At 55.9% G+C, this 15767-nt stretch carries 12 protein-coding genes and 2 pseudogenes; 9 read left to right on the top strand and 5 right to left on the bottom strand.

Annotation, left to right across the window (positions count from 1 at the left end; all coding sequences use genetic code 11):
- The first annotated feature begins 23 nt into the window (after positions 1–23).
- The 7 genes from DSM14862_RS17495 to DSM14862_RS17465 all read left to right on the top strand — a co-directional run bounded on the left by DSM14862_RS17495 (position 24) and on the right by DSM14862_RS17465 (position 6487).
- Positions 24–983, top strand: coding sequence for an IS481 family transposase (locus DSM14862_RS17495; protein ID WP_007121206.1), 960 nt, complete (start codon positions 24–26; stop codon positions 981–983).
- Positions 984–1546: 563 nt separating this feature from the next.
- On the top strand, positions 1547–1654 hold the full coding sequence (locus DSM14862_RS17490; RefSeq protein ID WP_208855136.1) for a hypothetical protein: 108 nt from the start codon (positions 1547–1549) through the stop codon (positions 1652–1654).
- Positions 1655–1859: 205 nt separating this feature from the next.
- A complete protein-coding gene (locus DSM14862_RS17485) occupies positions 1860–2336 on the top strand; it encodes a MarR family winged helix-turn-helix transcriptional regulator (protein ID WP_007121208.1) in 477 nt (158 codons plus the stop codon).
- Positions 2333–3631 carry a multidrug effflux MFS transporter gene (locus DSM14862_RS17480; RefSeq protein WP_007121209.1) on the top strand — a complete coding sequence of 433 codons (1299 nt, stop codon included), beginning with the start codon at positions 2333–2335 and terminating at the stop codon, positions 3629–3631. The genes DSM14862_RS17485 and DSM14862_RS17480 overlap by 4 nt, the downstream gene beginning before the upstream one ends.
- Positions 3632–3883: 252 nt before the next feature.
- Positions 3884–5455 carry a flavin monoamine oxidase family protein gene (locus tag DSM14862_RS17475; RefSeq protein WP_040702003.1) on the top strand — a complete coding sequence of 524 codons (1572 nt, stop codon included), beginning with the start codon at positions 3884–3886 and terminating at the stop codon, positions 5453–5455.
- A gap of 4 nt (positions 5456–5459) precedes the next feature.
- On the top strand, positions 5460–5984 hold the full coding sequence (locus DSM14862_RS17470) for a c-type cytochrome (RefSeq protein ID WP_007121211.1): 525 nt from the start codon (positions 5460–5462) through the stop codon (positions 5982–5984).
- Positions 5981–6487 carry a RidA family protein gene (locus tag DSM14862_RS17465; RefSeq protein ID WP_007121212.1) on the top strand — a complete coding sequence of 169 codons (507 nt, stop codon included), beginning with the start codon at positions 5981–5983 and terminating at the stop codon, positions 6485–6487. The genes DSM14862_RS17470 and DSM14862_RS17465 overlap by 4 nt, the downstream gene beginning before the upstream one ends.
- 65 nt (positions 6488–6552) lie before the next feature.
- Here DSM14862_RS17465 and DSM14862_RS17460 read toward each other — a convergent pair whose 3' ends face one another.
- The 3 genes and pseudogenes from DSM14862_RS17460 to DSM14862_RS17450 form a co-directional block, all read right to left on the bottom strand.
- Positions 6553–8271, bottom strand: coding sequence for a peptide ABC transporter substrate-binding protein (locus tag DSM14862_RS17460; protein WP_243254580.1), 1719 nt, complete (start codon positions 8269–8271; stop codon positions 6553–6555).
- A gap of 768 nt (positions 8272–9039) precedes the next feature.
- Positions 9040–9651 (bottom strand): SMC-Scp complex subunit ScpB, encoded by a 612-nt coding sequence (scpB, locus tag DSM14862_RS17455; RefSeq protein ID WP_007121313.1) that lies wholly within the window; start codon positions 9649–9651, stop codon positions 9040–9042.
- A gap of 1 nt (position 9652) precedes the next feature.
- A pseudogene (locus DSM14862_RS17450) lies at positions 9653–10450 on the bottom strand (DUF1403 family protein).
- Between the two features lie 325 nt (positions 10451–10775).
- Here DSM14862_RS17450 and DSM14862_RS17445 point away from each other — a divergent pair.
- A pseudogene (locus DSM14862_RS17445) lies at positions 10776–11518 on the top strand (transposase); the annotation flags it as partial.
- Between the two features lie 626 nt (positions 11519–12144).
- Here the strand turns inward: DSM14862_RS17445 and DSM14862_RS17440 are convergent.
- Both DSM14862_RS17440 and DSM14862_RS17435 read right to left on the bottom strand, forming a co-directional pair.
- On the bottom strand, positions 12145–13272 hold the full coding sequence (locus tag DSM14862_RS17440) for a ParB/RepB/Spo0J family partition protein (RefSeq protein ID WP_007121316.1): 1128 nt from the start codon (positions 13270–13272) through the stop codon (positions 12145–12147).
- A 3-nt stretch (positions 13273–13275) separates the two neighbouring features.
- Entirely contained in the window at positions 13276–14571 is a 1296-nt protein-coding gene (locus DSM14862_RS17435; RefSeq protein WP_243254579.1) for an AAA family ATPase, read from the bottom strand.
- A gap of 515 nt (positions 14572–15086) precedes the next feature.
- Between DSM14862_RS17435 and DSM14862_RS17430 the strand changes: the two genes are divergently transcribed.
- Positions 15087–15767, top strand: a complete 681-nt coding sequence (locus tag DSM14862_RS17430; RefSeq protein ID WP_007121135.1) for a DnaA N-terminal domain-containing protein — start codon at positions 15087–15089, stop codon at positions 15765–15767.

The following is a 15767-nucleotide window of genomic DNA, read 5'->3' as shown; positions in this document are numbered from 1 at the left end:
TCTCAGGCTTGGAAGGAAGCATTATGGGACAAGTTCGTCACGGGAGCGCCACGACAACGCACGCCGTCAGAGCTGCAATACAGCGATCGCAAGCTTCGCTCGCGCAGTTAAGTAAGGAGCTGGGCATCAACCCCAAGACCGTTGCGAAGTGGCGAAAGCGCGCGACTGTCGATGACTTGAAGACCGGGCCAAAGGAGCCGCGTTCAACCATTCTCACCGAAGCTGAGGAGGCAATGGTCGTCGCATTCCGACGACACACGCTGCTGCCGCTGGATGATTGCCTCTATGCTCTTCAGCCATCGCTTCCGCATCTAACCCGATCGGCACTGCATCGTTGCCTTCAGCGGCACGGGATCTCTCGCTTGCCGGATGTCGAGGGCGACAAGCCTAAGCGCCAGAAGTTCAAGCGTTACCCGGTCGGCTTCTTTCATATCGATATCGCGGAGGTTCAGACGGTGGAGGGCAAGCTTTATCTCTTTGTGGGCATTGACCGGACCAGCAAATTTGCAGTCACGCAACTCGTGGATAAGGCGGATCGGAAGACAGCATGGGAGTTCCTCGAGCGCCTGCTTCAGTCAGTCCCCTATCGCATCCACACGATTCTGACTGATAACGGCATCCAATTCGCCGAGCAGCCCCGCAACCGGAACACAGCATACTCGTGGCAAATGCGCTTCGACATGATCTGCGAAGCAAATGGGATTGAACACCGGCTGACCAAGCCAAACCATCCGTGGACCAATGGCCAGGTCGAGCGGATGAACCGAACGATCAAGGAGGCGACAGTGAAACGATACCATTACGACAGCCATGATCAGCTGCGCACGCACCTCGCCGACCTCATGGACGCATATAACTTCGCACGCAGGCTAAAAACCCTGAACGGCCTCACACCCTACGAATACATCTGCAAAATCTGGACTTCAGAGCCAGATCGATTCATCATAAATCCGATCCACCAGATGCCGGGACTGAACACCTAGGACAGGAAGCGACCATCGTTTGAATGGTCTGGCTCGGGCTGTAGTATTACTGCCTTGCCAACAGCGCAACTGAGATGGTCACCTGACCACGCGCCAAGCTGACGCCCGCGCGTTGTTCATGGTTTGCAAGGGCGTCGCAACTGTGGGCGGCTAAGCTACTACAGACATTGATAATGACCATTTGAAAAAGCCGCGATGGCCGTAATCATAGCCTCAGATGCCAAAACCCACAGCCGGCAAAACTGGCGACTTTGGCATAGTCGCTTTGGCGGTGTATCGTGATATGCTTTAAGCGCGAAGTAGGACCAAAGGGCGGAGTGGTCTTAAAGTGAGCATGGTTTTGGAAGTCAACAATCTGACAAAGAAGTTCCCATGACATATGCTGCAAAGTGCGGGGACCGGGACAACTCCGCAACAAGGTCCAAATCTTGCAGTTGATACATAGGTAAGGGTTCATGCATCTCACCAAGATCAAACCAGAGGCGAACTTGCGGCGGTTTTACTGTTTAGAGATCGTACCGGGCCTCTTTGGTGATTGGGGCTTGGTCTGAAACTGGGGGCGGATCGGAAGCTCAGGTCAGTTACGAACCTATTGGTTCGGGACCGAAGCAGAGGCGAAGGATGCGCGTCTTCAAATCCATATGAAGAAAGCGAAACGCGGCTACGAGTAAGTGTGGCCTTGGCCGCAAGCACCTTGGCCACCCAGATCGAAACGACATCGCCAAATTTCTCCATGACCGCGCTTTGGTCTGCCCTTGCGGCAGACCTCTGCGGCTTGCGCCATATCTGGATGTGGCGCGAGTCCAAACGGCGACGGTTGAATTGATAAGGCAGGCTGATTATCGTTGTAGCTTACGAAACGCAAGGTTCCGATGCATGCAACAACCGATAGACACCGATATCTCCTCCTTTTTACTTTTGGATATCGCGCGCTTGCTGCGCTTGGAATTCGAGCGGAGGGTGGGTGATGCGGCACTTGGCATCACGCCGGGTGAGGCGCGGACATTGGCGAATGTGGCGCGCTTTGGTCCTTTGCGACAGAATGATCTGGCCAATCTGACCGGGTTAGGCGCGATGAGCATTACGAGCGTTCTGGACAGTCTCGAAACGGCTGGGATGGTGCGTCGAAGCGTCGATCCGAAAGATCGCCGCGCCAAACTGGTGCGGGTAACAGATAAAGCCGCGCCGCTGTTGGCAGAGCTAAAAGCCATCGGGGACGATGTCAAAGCCGTGACGCGGGGGGATATATCCGCCGATGACTGGGGGGCATTTCGCCGAATGCTTAAAACTGCCCGCGACAATCACCTCGCTGCGCGCCGCAGCAAACGTGCAACGGGGGATGTTTGCGCATGAGTGATCTTGATCATCTGGCTGACGAAACCACAAAAAAAACACCCGTCCGAATGTCTGTGCGGCGGGTGAGTTTGCTTGGAGCGCTTTTCATCGCGACCGGGCCAATCGCCATGGCACTCTATACACCCGCAATGGCCGAGATCGTGTCGGCCTACGACACCACAAGCAGTTTGGTCAAAATGACCTTAACGCTCTACTTCGGAGGCTTTGCCACAGCACAGCTTATCGCGGGGCCGCTGTCGGACGCATTGGGCCGCCGTCCCGTGATTATCGGTTTCATGATGATCTTCGTTGCCGCCAGTTTGCTTTCCCTTGCGGCTCCTACGATTGAGTCCCTCATCGTCGCGCGATTTGTCCAGGGCATTGGCGCTAGCGCAGGTGTGGCGATCTCGCGGGCCTTGGTGCGAGACCTGTTCGAGGGCGACGAGTCTTCTCGTATTATGAACCTGATGGGGATAATTCTGGCCGTAGCGCCCGCCTTGGCACCTACTTTGGGTGGCGTCCTAGTGACCCACGCAGGATGGCAATCCGTGTTTGTGGCGATGATGTCCTTCGGTATTGCGGTGATTGCCGCCACTGTTTGGGGTCTGCGTGAAACTGTTGTTCCCGACCGCAGTCGGCTCAACCTGCGCCAGCTTGCCCAATCCTATGTGACACTTATGACGAACCGGCATTTTATGGCGACGTCACTTACCATAGCCGGGGCAATCGGGGCGATCTATGCGTTGGCGACGATCCTTCCCTTTATCCTCATGCAAGTCCTTGGTTTTACTCCGACCAAATTTGGGCTTGGGATGCTGATGCAATCGGGCAGCTTTTTCGCCGGTTCCTTGGTTGTTCGTCAGCTTATGAAACACCATAGCGCCTATCGACTGGTTGTCCCCGGTCTGGGGGTGATCCTTTTTGGCAGCGCGTTGATCCTGACACTGCTGGTGGGTCCGCCAAGTTTTCTAAGGGTGATGGTGCCGGTAGCCTTTTACACCTTCGGGATCGCATTCGTGATGCCCGCCATGTCCACCGCCGCACTGGCGCCTTTCCCAAATATTGCCGGCGCTGCGTCTTCGTTGATGGGCTTTTTGCAGATGGGCGCGGGGCTATTGATCGGCTCTTTGGCCGCCCTTTTCGACGATCCAGTGGTCGCTTTGGCGGTGCTGATCCCGATGATGGGCACGGTGGCAAGCCTGTCCTATGTTGTTTACCGTATGAACCCGCATTTGGCGGAGCCTGAACCGCGAAAAGAAGTCATCAGCGGCCCTCCGGCGGGGCGGACATGGCTGCCCTCGAAAAAGAAATAGCGCGCTTGTATGAGGCAAGACGCGGAAGGGCGGTCGAGGCCGCATTCAGTAACGTTGCTGCCGCAGGCACCAGCGTCTTTCACGGCTTCTGCCACGCCCCTCCCCCGGCGCCCCGCGGCTCATCGTAGAAATATCTTGGAACCCACCTCACTGGCGTACCGTTAACCCATCATAGTGCTCTTTTTCGTCAGCACTCTTGCGGCCACGCGCGGGTAGAGCCGCAGATCGAACTTCGGTACCTAGGGGGCTTCCATGAGTGAAATCACACGTCGCAATCTCTTGGCTATGATCGGAACTGCTGCGGGCAGTATCGCCATGTATCATGCCATGGCTTCAATGGGTTTCGCTGCCCCGTCGGACTATAGTGGTCCGATTAAGTTGGACGGCGATCCGCAGGGCGCAAAGGTGTTGATCCTTGGCGCCGGGCTTGCCGGGCTGACCGCTGCTTACGAAATGCGCGCGGCTGGCTATGAAGTCGAAGTGTTGGAGTTCCGCGAGAAGGCGGGCGGTCGATGCTGGACCCTGCGTTCGGGCGATAGCTACACAGAACTCGGCGGCGCCACGCAGAACGTCGATTTTGCTGAAGGCAACTACATCAACCCCGGCCCATGGCGGCTTCCACACAACCACCATGCTGTTCTGGATTATTGCAAGCGGCTCAAGGTGCCGCTGGAGCCATTTATCCAGTTGAACTACAACTCCTACCTTCACAAGGCGGATGCCTATGGCGGCAAGCCACAGCGTTTGAAGGACATCAAGACCGATTACCGCGGCCAGATTTCGGAATTGCTCGCCAAGGCCGTGAACCAAGGCAAACTGGACGAGCTGGTCACCGCAGAGGACCGGGAAGTCCTGTTGGAAAGCCTGCGTTCCTTCGGGGTGCTGAATGAGCAAAACGAATACATCAAGAGCTTGGAGACCAGCCACTACCGCGGCTACGCCAAACAGCCCGGCGGCGGTGTCGGCGCGGCACCTGAGGCATCGGACCTGCTGAACCCGCAGGAAGTCTTGCAGTCACGCCTGTGGGAATATCTTGCCACGCATGAGACTGTCGACCACCAAGCCCCCATGTTCCAGCCCGTCGGTGGGATGGACGGCATCGCCAAAGGGTTTGAGCGCGAGGTCGGAGATCTCATCACCTATAACGCCAAGGTCATCTCACTTCAGCAAGACGAGATTGGCGTGACTGTGACATGGGAAGACAGCGCCGGCGGCGGTCAAACGACGAGCAAGGCGGACTACTGCGTTTGTACCATCCCCTTCTCCATCCTCGGTCAGATTGACCATAATCTTTCGGGCGGTTTGGCGAATGCGATCAGTTCCATGTACTACAGTGGATCGACCAAATGGGGCCTCGAATTCAAGCGCCGTTTTTGGGAGGAAGACGAGGATATCTATGGCGGGATCAGCTATACCGATCTGGCCATCGGGCAGATCAGCTATCCTTCCACGGGTTATTTCTCAGATGGACCGGGTGTTCTTCTGGGCGGTTACACATGGCGCGGTGAAAACTCTTACAAGTTCAACGCGATGGAGCCTGATGAGCGGCTGGAATGGGCGCTGCGCCAAGGCGCCAAGATCCACCCGCAATACCGCGATGAGTTCAAAACCGGCGTGAGTGTTGTCTGGCACAAGGTGCCGTGGGTGCTGGGCTGCTCCGGCATCTGGGAAAACCGCGACGATTACGACGAAGCGATCAAGATCGACAATCGCGTGGTATGTGCGGGCGAGCATCTTTCCTATCTGCCAGCTTGGCAGGAAGGGGCCATCCTCTCCTCCCTCGATGCGATTTCGCGTCTCCATGACAAAGTAATCAACGGGTGAAGCCATGCGACAGACTTTTATCACAGCCGCGATCGTAGGTATGCTCGGCACGTTGCCGCTCTATGCCCAAGACGATGAAGTAGACACGCGCACCGCGCAAGAAACTGAATCGGGCGAGACCTCTTCCGAGGTCGAAGCACGGCCCCAAGAGCGTGAGATTACCGCCAAGGCAGATGGGGGTGAATGGGTTGAGGAATATGTCAGCGAGGATGGCGAGGAATTGTATCAATCGCTTTGCTCTGGCTGTCATATGGCCGATGGGTCAGGCGCAGTCGGGGCCGGGAAATACCCTGCGCTCAGCGGGAACCCGAACCTCGAATTCGCCGGTTACGCGACCTACATCATCATCAACGGTCAGGCTGCCATGCCCAGCTTCGGCCATTTCCTTAATGACAAGCAGGTGCTCGCGATTACCGACTATCTGCAAACTAACCTAGGCAATGACTATGAGGTCGATGGCACTCTTGATGCCGTGGCCGATGCCCGTCCCGCCGAACCAGTAGATCAGAATACGGAGGAACACGAATGATCCGCAAATTTATCGCCCCCCTCGCCGCGGCCACCGCGTTGACGGCCACCGCCACATTCGCACAAAGCTCAGAAGTTGTTCGCCATGGATTGCCGGATTCTGACTTTCCGATCCTGCAAGCGGTAGAGGTGCCAGCGGATGCCACTTCGGTTTATCTCAGCGGCACCGTGCCTGAGGTCGCTGATGAAACGGCAGAGAAAGGCTCGCCCGAATATTTCGGAGACACGGCAACCCAAACTGCCAGCGTGCTGGCGTCGATTGAGAAAAAGCTCGCCGGGATTGACCTTGATATGGGGGATGTCATCAAAATGCAGGCCTATCTCGTCGCTCCCGAAGGCAGCGATGGGATGGATTTTGAGGGCTTTATGAAGGGCTATACCCAATATTTCGGCACTGAGGAGCAACCTGAATTGCCAACCCGGTCGGTCTTTGAGGTTGCGGGATTGGCGAACCCGGCTTGGCTGGTTGAGATCGAAGTTGTGGCGGTCCGCTCCGGCTCGTAAGCCCGCACAGCAGGAGAACACCTGAATTTCGAAGCGGTGGCCCGAAGGGGCCACCGCTTTTGCGTTTAACCGTCGGTGCGATACCAATCGGCAACGTTCCACAGGTCACTGTCCCAAGCGTTCAGCTTTACGCCACCAAGGGTGTTGCCCTGTGCGGCAACCGCTGCGCGGTTGATTAGCGGCAACATGGATTTGCTTTCGGTGGTGATAATGTCGTTCAGACGTTTAACCAGACGCGCCCGCTCTTCGATCTTGCTGGTGCGAGATAGCTCATCGAGAAGCGTGTCATATTCCTCGTCGCAAAAGCGGTTAATATTCTCGCCCTGCCACTGTGTTGATGGTTTTGGCTCATTCCCACAACGGCGCTGCGCGAGATAGGCTTGCGGGTCGGTGCCGTCATAGAGGTTCGCATACATCTCGACATCGGCATAGAACTTGGGGAACGTGTCGGGGCTGCCGGGATCGCCGCCGAAAAAGACCGATGCGTCGATGTTGCGCAGTTCGACCTCAATACCAATCTGGTTCCACCAGTCTTTGATAAGCGCCTGAAAGTCTTGACGCACGGCGTTGGTAGAGGTCTGAAACACGATCGACAGTCGCATACCGCCTTTCTCGCGTACGCCGTCCCCGTCTTCGTCCTGCCAGCCTGCTTCATCCAAAAGTGCTTTCGCAGCGTCCAAATCCTGCGTCATACATTCGGTGTTGTCAGAGCTATAAATCGGCGGTGCGGGAACCAGATTGCAGGTTGGCCGACCTGCCTGACCGTAACCGATTTCGTTGAGCAAGCCGCGGTCGATTGCCATGCTCATGGCTTGCCGAACGCGCCGGTCTGTCAGGAACGGATGTGGCTCCTCAACCGTGGCTCGCGTTTCCGGCGGCAGGTCCGGGGAAGGGTTCGTCATGTTGATTTCGATCCGCTCGACAAGGGGACCGAACTCAAAGATAGGCTTTCCCGTACCGCCCTCTGCGATTGTTTGTAGCACGTCAGGTGCCATCAACAAATCCCATGCGTAATCAAACTCACCGGTTTCCATTACGGCGCGCGCGGCTGAAACGGCGTCTCCACCGCCTTTAAAGTTTAGCTTAGCAAAGGCGGGCTTGCTTGGATCACGATAATTGTCGTTTGCAACAAGCTGGATCGAGTCGTTGGGACGGAAGTCCGTCACCACAAAGGGGCCGCTGCCAATCGGGTTGAAGTTCTCCTCTGTGCAACTCGGCGCCTGCGCACCTGTGCAGTCCGCGAACTGGGCAGCCTGAAGGATGGGCGAGGCCGCCCCGACGAAAGGCAGATATGGGTAAGGTTTCGGTTCATCGAAATGGATTGTTATCGTGCGATCATCAATGACTTCGACATTCTTGACGTCATTGAACTTTGAAAGCTGAGCGCAGCCGCCTTCCGGGTTCATACAGTAATCTGCCGTGAATTTTACATCGTCGGCTGTTACAGGTGTTCCATCTGACCAAGTCACCCCTTCTTTCAGTTTCCAAGTAATGGCCGTTAAGTCTTCGGTCATGCCGCCGTTCTCGACCGTTGGGATTTCGACCGCCAGTTTCGGAACAAGCTCGCCCTTTTCGTCCGCGTTGGCCAAAGGCTCAAGCACCATGCTGGAAGCATCGCGCTCTTTCACACCGCCGGATAGATAGGGGTTCAAGATAGAGGGCGCTTGCCAGTAGATAATGTTGAGTTGATCATCGCGACCGCGCTCGCCCTCTTGGGCAAACGCCATAGATGATGACAGCAAGGTCATCGAGGTTGCTCCGAGTAAATGTGCTATGAACCGCATGGTCTATCCTCTGGTCTGTTCGTGTTTAACGCGAATAGTTACTTAACCAATCAAACAGATTCTTACCGATTTGCAAGCCGGATGAGCAGGCATCTTCCGGACAAAGCCGCACCATTACCGAGAACTATTTAAGCCCAAATCCAAGGACACCATGGGTTCCACTCTATATCACGGACCGTTTCGAACGCTATTCTGAGGGACAGGGAAAATGGGCAATCAAGCCTGCCTCCTAAGGTTTCGGTGATGGTGAACTGCGCGAAATATTCCCCGAAAAGCGGCCCTGATACCGAGCCGATGTCACCTCTAAATTGGTTGCCAGTCTCTACACGCACACCAAACGAGGCTATCATACTGGGGGTAAACTCACCCTGTGTACTTGTTTCGGCTCGCGCAGGCAGCGCAGTCTGCAGAAAAAGTGGCGACGACCCACCTGGGGTATAAGAGGGAAAGGGTCGCCGCAGTTATTCGGTGCTACAGGGAGGATGCACCGGCGTGAATGAACCACAACTGTCATCCACAAAATGCATATACGTGCGCTTTAGGAAAATGCAATTATGGTGGCAGGTTTTCACCGGTATGCCCAACCTGATACGCTTTGGGTGCGGGAAGAAAGGCGGCGACCCCCAAGCGCCAGGGATTGGACTGAAGGCCGCCGCAGTTTACTGAGGCCCATGAAGTTCAAGCCTCAGTAGAATGGGGCGTCACCTGACACCCTGAGATTGTTTTCAACTAAAAACCTTCACAAAGCAAATGGTTTGCAAAAAGGGTTTATATGTCAGCCTCGTCGCTATCTGCAGTGAAGCCCGCGTCTTCCAACTGTTCCTTGTCTGGCAGATCGCGCAAAGTCTCCAGATTAAATGCGACGAGGAACTGCTCTGTAGTCACGAAGGTATAAGGCGCGCCACGTTTCGGCGAGCGTGGTCCAGTACCGATCAGATCCCGCGCATGGAGCCGATCAATCAAATCGCGGCTGATCTCTTTCCCGACAATATCCCTCAGCCCGTCGCGGGTGATCGGCTGGTGATAGGCGATCGCAGCCAGCACCGCCACGTCGAATTCATTCAGGTCGAGCAGCTGATCCCCCACCTCAGCCGCCGCGCGGATTGCGGGGGCGTAGGCAGATCGCGTGCGCATTATCCAGCCACCCGCCACCTTAACGACTTCGAACGCGCGTCCGTTGAGATCGGTGGTAAGGTCCTCGATGAGCAGATCGACTGCCGCCTCCTGCCCTACCACCCGCGCCAAATCCTCGCGCGGCACAGGTGAAGCAGAGGCAAAAAGCACAGCTTCGATCCGTCGCATCCATTCACGCCAGCGCAGCTCTGGCGGAAGATCAGCAAGCTCGCAGTCAAGCTCTGACCCAGATCGATCCTTCGCCATACTATACTCCGTAGAGCCGGAACGTGTCGCGGCCAGTAAGTTCGCGGACAGTACCCAGCTCCACAAGCCGGTCGCAAAGCCGCCGCGCAGCGCGGGGCGGCAAGGGCAGCGCCGCTGCGGCGACGGCATCGCAGGTCAAAAAAATCTCGCCAGCTTTTCCTGCCCCCTTGGCGCGCAGCTTCGGCGCCACCGCTTTAACATGCTCTGTCCGCCGCGTGAGACTGGCAGTGATGCTTGCCGACTCGACCGCCGAAGCAATGAGGGCTCGATGACAGGCGAGGCGAAGGTCATCACCTTGTCTGCGCAGGTCCGCACGTTTTTGGCCCGGGGCCAGCAATGGGACGAGATGTTTCCACCCGAGCGACTGAGCGAGGAAAGCCTCCGCCAAGATCAGCGCCGGCACTTCTGCCTGCGGTGCCTCCATAAGAACCGTCTCCAGCACCATCGCCGCGCGGAAGACCGGCGCCCCCTGCCCCGCATTAAGCCATGTGGCAATCTGGCTCTGCTCCAGGATCGGTAGAGCGCGGCACAGAACGCTGACCGACACCGGCCGCCTCACCACGCTCCGCCAAGTCATAAAGACTTCCCCAGCCGGCCCAGGCTAGTCTCCAGGACGCAGGAAATGAACGGCATCGCGCAGCTCCCCTGCCCGTTCCGGCCGCCCTGAAAAAACCATGCAGCTTTCGGCCGCGCGCAAAGCGAAGCGCTCCCGCCACAAAGCCTGTGGCACATCCTTACGCTTTGATGTCAGATGGAGATGTGCCAGCACCGCACCTTACAAGAAAGACACATCTTCAATGTTTTCCGCTCGCCCAGAGGTGACCTAAGGCGGTATAAGCGGTAAATTTTTGAGACTCGCGCACGGCGCATCGGTGCCAATATCCATACGGTTAGCTTACATAGCAACGGCGCTTATGGCCAGTCGATCTTCGAATAACCGCCCCACCTTTCCGTCTCTGCTTATGTCCAATAAGTTTACATTATCGGGCATATTTTAAAAAGCCTAGTGCCATGACAGAAAACAAACGAAATCCGCATCCATTAGAATCAAACAGGGTGTGACCTGCTCTCCTGAAATGTCCGGCGTTTAGGGTTATTCTGTTCTCCAACTGAAGAAACAGACGATGAAGAGAAGCCGTTTCAGCGAAGAACAGATTATTGGGATATTGAAAGAGCATTAGGCGGGGCGTGGCGCAGAGGAGCTATGCCGCAAGCACGGTGTCAGCGATGCGACGTTTTATAAACGGCGGTCCAAGTAAGGCGGGATGGAAGTGTCGGACGCAAGAAAGCTGAAGAAGCTATTGGCCGAGCAGATGATGGATGTGTCCACGCTCAAGGGGATATTGAGAAAAAACTTTTGAGGCCCGGGGCGCGACGTAAAGCTGCGAGATAGGCCATGATAGAAAAGCAATACAATTAAAAACGGGCCCGCGCCTTGGCGGGTATCGATCCACGCGTTTATCGACGTGTGTCGAAGCGGCCTGCGGACACCGAACTGCGAGGCAGGCTGAAAGAACTGGTGTCTGAGTGGCGCGGGTTTCGTTATCGTCGATTGCACATCTTGCTTAAACGCGAGGGCTAGGATGTGAACTGGAAGAAGCTGTATCAGATCTACCGCGAAGAAGGGTTAACCGTTCGTAAGCGCAGCGGACGCAAGCGTGCAGTCGGCACCAGAGCGCCAATGGCACTCCCGCAGGGCTCAAATCAAAGATGGTCACTGGACTTCGTGTCTGACAGCCTGTCCTGCGGGCGCCGGTTCCGCGTGCAGAAGGTGATTGATGACTTCAGTCGCTAATGTCTGGCTGTGGTCGTCGATACGTCGCTGTCAGGCGAGCGAGTGGCCCGTGAGCTCGACAGAATTGCAGAGAATGAAATATCGTACATAGAGGCTCTGGCGTGCACCTATGGCATGACGTCGACCGTAGACAACACCGACAAGCTTTGTGCCAAAAACTGATTACGCATTGGGCTCTAATGCCATATTAGGCACACCCCTGCCCTATCGGTCAGCACCAACACGCGTCTTCTATCTTGTCTAGCTTAGAACGAAGCTTAAGGGGTTTCCCCTCTGATTGCAAAGACCACCACGTGGCGGTGTGTTGAGAAGGATCAAGTTGAGGATGCACGGCCGTCTGTGCTTAAGGCCGCTATCGTGGCCGCGGGTATCGCCTAAAGGCACACCTGATTCTGGCAACAGAATCAAGCTGATGTAGCAAGGTGTGTTGCTTACTTCAGTGCCAAAACTGGTTGGTGCGAGATCACGATCTGCCGGACCTACAAAAGAAAATTTGCCCGTACATCCTTTCGAATAATGGCTCGATTTCGCCAGAATTGATTTCAGTTCGGCACTTCGTTTGCACCCCAAATGGCCGCCGCATTCCCAGATGCCCCGCGTTGTAAGCGTGGCGTATATCAGATCGCCTCATGTCTGTGCAGCCTATGACTACATTTTGGGTCATAGGATTAGCCACCATTTATGCAGGGAACTCGCGGTCAACCTTCGTCGTCAAGCGCGGCTAAGAATGCCTCAATGCCTTTCTGAAGCCGCGCCCTTGGAATCGCCGAAAAGTCCCGCTCCAACCGCAATTCGAGTTTTCCGTCTGATGCCGTTACACGAGCTTGGCCTTCAGGTCGGCCCATTTTCAGTGACGTCTTGGAAACTGATTTGACCTCCCGCGCACCTGATTTCTTCTGCCCGGCAAGCGCATCGCGAAACACCCCCATCTCTGCGTCTTTGTCCCGATCAGGAACGGCAAGCAACCGTGCTGCAAGTTCCCTTGCCCTTCCGGGCTGCCCATCGATCAACTTATAAAGGTCAAGCCCTAACGCGCGGGGGATCACTTCAGGATAGCGCACCGTCCCTTCCAAAGCTTCCAGGATGCGGGCAAACTGCCGAATGTAGGTCCGCTTTTGTTTGAGCGCAGAGGCATAGAGCGTCGAGACCGCCTCCCCCACTTCGATCCCTTCGTCCCGCGAATAAGACAAGGCAAGTTGCGCCATTTCCCCAAAGGACAGGTCCTTTCGGATTAGGTTCTCATCCACCATTTTGCGATAGAGCCCAACCAACGGTTCCCCGCGGGGAACCATGGCTGCGGGAATACGGGTGTAGCGCGGATCACCGGTTTCTTCTGCTAACTGCCGAAAAGCCGAAAGCCTACGGAAGCCTTGAATAAGTTCAAAGCCACCATCGGTCTTCTCTACACGGATCGGATTCGAAAGCCCGACCGCCTTGATAGACTCTTTTAGCTCGTCAAGTTCAGGGTCCAGGTTGGCAGAACGGTCACGGGTCAGCTTGGATGTCATCACCTCAGAGGTCTGGATCAAATCAGTGATTAAACCTAACTTCTTGAGCCGCACGTGCTCATGGGCAAGGGCGTCATTCTCTGCACGGATTGCCGCTTCGGCGTTGTCGCGTTCACGGGTGGCATCGGCAGTTTCGGCAATCGCACTGGCCATAGGCCCCCGTCGCGGCGGGGCTGATTCGTGGTTTTGCAACGGATGGCCTGGAACGCTATAGGCCTTCGTCTCAAGCGCGCGCTGGTTCCCCGCGGGGAACTCCGCCGCCTCCTCTTCTGCGTCGAGTTCAAAGTTAATGTCAAAGACAGAGCGTTTCTTAGCCATTAATCAATCCTCCAGCTTTTCCCACGCATTGACGAGCGTGGATTGGAATTCGTCATAAGCGCGATCAAAGGATATCCGCGCCCGCCGCCATGTTTCCCGCGTCATCTGTCGGTAATCCATCTCATAAATTGACGACAGGAAGCGCCCCGATTGTTCAACCGCACGGGTCATCTCGATCGGATGCTCTGCCACATGCGACTTGAAAACCTGATGAAAGGCTGACTGCATCGCACGGTGCAGATCATTGTTCGGTTCAAAACGTGTCAGCAAGAAACGAAGATCCGCAAAGACCTTGTCGGGATTGGTGCCCGACGGAAGCCGCCCGCGGAACCGGCCCAAGTCTTCCAACGCTTCCGAGAGCTGACCTATGAAACTTGTGGTGCTGTCATACTCCCAATAGCCGGGACCGGAGGGGATATAGAGCACATCCGCCGCAAACACCGCGTTCATCGATTGGTATCCAATCGCGGGCGGGCAATCGAAAATGATAAGGTCGTAAGCGTCATCCGGCAGCTGGTCAAGGTAACGTGACACAGCCGCAAAGAAGGACCATTCGGGGTTCATATGCCGATACTGGGCGCTGGCGAATTCGACAAAAGCTGCGTTGGCACAGCTAGGGATAATGTCGATGGTAGGCCAGCTTGTCGGCTTGATGAAATCGGTGGCGCGCAGATCGTTTAATCCCATGCCAGTTACCGAAGGCGGCAGCCTGCGTTGGGGCAGGACGGCTCCGCTCTCGGCCCCGCCAGAAGTTGCGTTTATGCGCTCGGTCTCGCGGATCAGATCGCGGGCCATAATCCCCCAGACGGTAACCTCTTCAGAAACGTCAGAAAGGCCCATTGAATGGCTGAGCGTCGCTTGCGGATCAAAGTCCACCGCGAGCACGCGATAGCCATCAAGGGCGGCGGCATGGGCAAAGTGTAATGCGACGGTACTCTTGCCTGCACCTCCTTTAAAGTTCGCAATCGCAGCGCGGATTGCGCGTTTGCCAGCGGGGCGTGCTGGCATGAGGGAGCGGCCCTTTATCTTAAGTTTCCGCCGCAGCTCATTGATCTCTTCCAACGCGTACCAGCGCTGGCGGCCTTCTTCCTCTACTTGCCCCTCAGGCAGGGAAGGATCCGCCGCAAGGCGGCCGCGAAAGGTCGAGGGGTTTATCTTGAGAATCAACTCGGCGACCTCCCAACTTGAGAAGCGACGCAAAGTCTTCTCCATTTCGGGGGAATATGTCTGCTGCCGGATGAACCCTTGCATCTTAAGTGACTGGGCCTGCAATTTCGCCAAATCAGCGTGGGTGTACATGATTATCCCTCATTTCTGCGCCCGTGGCTGTTCCCCATGGTTCCCCGCGGGGAACAAATTGCGAAAGTACCGGAACGCTAATTACTTCTCGTCTCTGATTTACGCCGAAGTTGCCTTTGTTGAAAAGCCCTATAATCTAAAAGTAAGGAAATTCATATGCTATCAGAAACGGGGACCAGGTGTGTTTCCTTTGGGCCTACTGCTAGGACGTGCGTATGATTGGCGCGCCGGATATAGGGGGACAATAGAGCTCACCATGCTAGATATTGGGGGACATATTCCAGCAAATAGGTGACGCATTGGCTGACCCCAAATACCTATATACCCAAAAATCTATATTCTAAGATCAGGATTTGCGACGCGATGAAATCGGCCTCTTGACAGAATCGATGGTTTGGACGCAAATTAAGGAAGAAGTCGGAAAGGCGTTGTGTCTTTCATCGCAACCAGGGGTCCGGCAAGAGATCTAATCCGAGGTACAGAGCAACTGCGCGCCGCGCAGCCAGAGGGCATCCATGCAATTGGTCAAACCGGCAGGTCAACGCGACGCTGCCCGCAAATATGATATCATTACGGCATTAGGCGCATATGCACTGGCGCGCAATAAGCATGACCAGCGTTTGGTGCTCCGGTTGATCACTTTGATGACGGCGCGCTACAACTGGGCGCGCGATGAATTGGCCGTGGGGCAACGCGAGATTGCTCGGTTATGGGCAGTGGATGAGCGCACTGTGAAACGCGAGATGGCTAAGCTGCGGGGGCTTGGCTGGCTAGTGGTGAAGCGACAGGGCGCGCGGGGCAGAGTAACAGAATATGGGCTCGGCCTTGATCGCATGCTTGCCACGACCGAAACGGAATGGCCCAATGTGGGCCCCGATTTTGATCTGCGGATGAGCGGTAAGCCTGAGGAAAACCCTGTTGTGCCCTTGCCGGTAAAAGGCCACATACCACCGCCAGATGTAAGCGATGGTACGGAATGGGCGTTGGCCCAGGCAATTTTATTCAGCGAAGCCCCGGATGTTTACGGAAGTTGGCTTCGCAATCTTGTGCGGGTCGACAGGGCAGGAGGGCGTTTAACCCTCAGTGCGCCAAGTCGCTTTCATGGCAATTATGTACAGACACATCTGAACCGAAAGGTGCTCGCGGCCTGTCAATCGGTGGATGACGATGTGACCGAGATTGTGATCGTCGCATAG

Source organism: Sulfitobacter indolifex, from assembly GCF_022788655.1.
Classification (GTDB): Bacteria; Pseudomonadota; Alphaproteobacteria; order Rhodobacterales; family Rhodobacteraceae; genus Sulfitobacter; species Sulfitobacter indolifex.
Note: the sequence above shows the minus strand (reverse complement) of the source record. Positions and strands in the feature narration are given on the sequence as shown.

Coding starts and splice junctions, on each gene's coding strand:
- DSM14862_RS17470 (WP_007121211.1), top strand. CDS start 5,460: ATGCGACAGACTTTTATCACAGCCGCGATCGTAGGTATGCTCGGCACG.
- DSM14862_RS17485 (WP_007121208.1), top strand. CDS start 1,860: ATGCAACAACCGATAGACACCGATATCTCCTCCTTTTTACTTTTGGAT.
- DSM14862_RS17465 (WP_007121212.1), top strand. CDS start 5,981: ATGATCCGCAAATTTATCGCCCCCCTCGCCGCGGCCACCGCGTTGACG.
- DSM14862_RS17430 (WP_007121135.1), top strand. CDS start 15,087: ATGCAATTGGTCAAACCGGCAGGTCAACGCGACGCTGCCCGCAAATAT.
- DSM14862_RS17480 (WP_007121209.1), top strand. CDS start 2,333: ATGAGTGATCTTGATCATCTGGCTGACGAAACCACAAAAAAAACACCC.
- DSM14862_RS17435 (WP_243254579.1), bottom strand. CDS start 14,571: ATGTACACCCACGCTGATTTGGCGAAATTGCAGGCCCAGTCACTTAAG.
- DSM14862_RS17440 (WP_007121316.1), bottom strand. CDS start 13,272: ATGGCTAAGAAACGCTCTGTCTTTGACATTAACTTTGAACTCGACGCA.
- scpB (WP_007121313.1), bottom strand. CDS start 9,651: ATGGCGAAGGATCGATCTGGGTCAGAGCTTGACTGCGAGCTTGCTGAT.
- DSM14862_RS17460 (WP_243254580.1), bottom strand. CDS start 8,271: ATGCGGTTCATAGCACATTTACTCGGAGCAACCTCGATGACCTTGCTG.
- DSM14862_RS17475 (WP_040702003.1), top strand. CDS start 3,884: ATGAGTGAAATCACACGTCGCAATCTCTTGGCTATGATCGGAACTGCT.
- DSM14862_RS17495 (WP_007121206.1), top strand. CDS start 24: ATGGGACAAGTTCGTCACGGGAGCGCCACGACAACGCACGCCGTCAGA.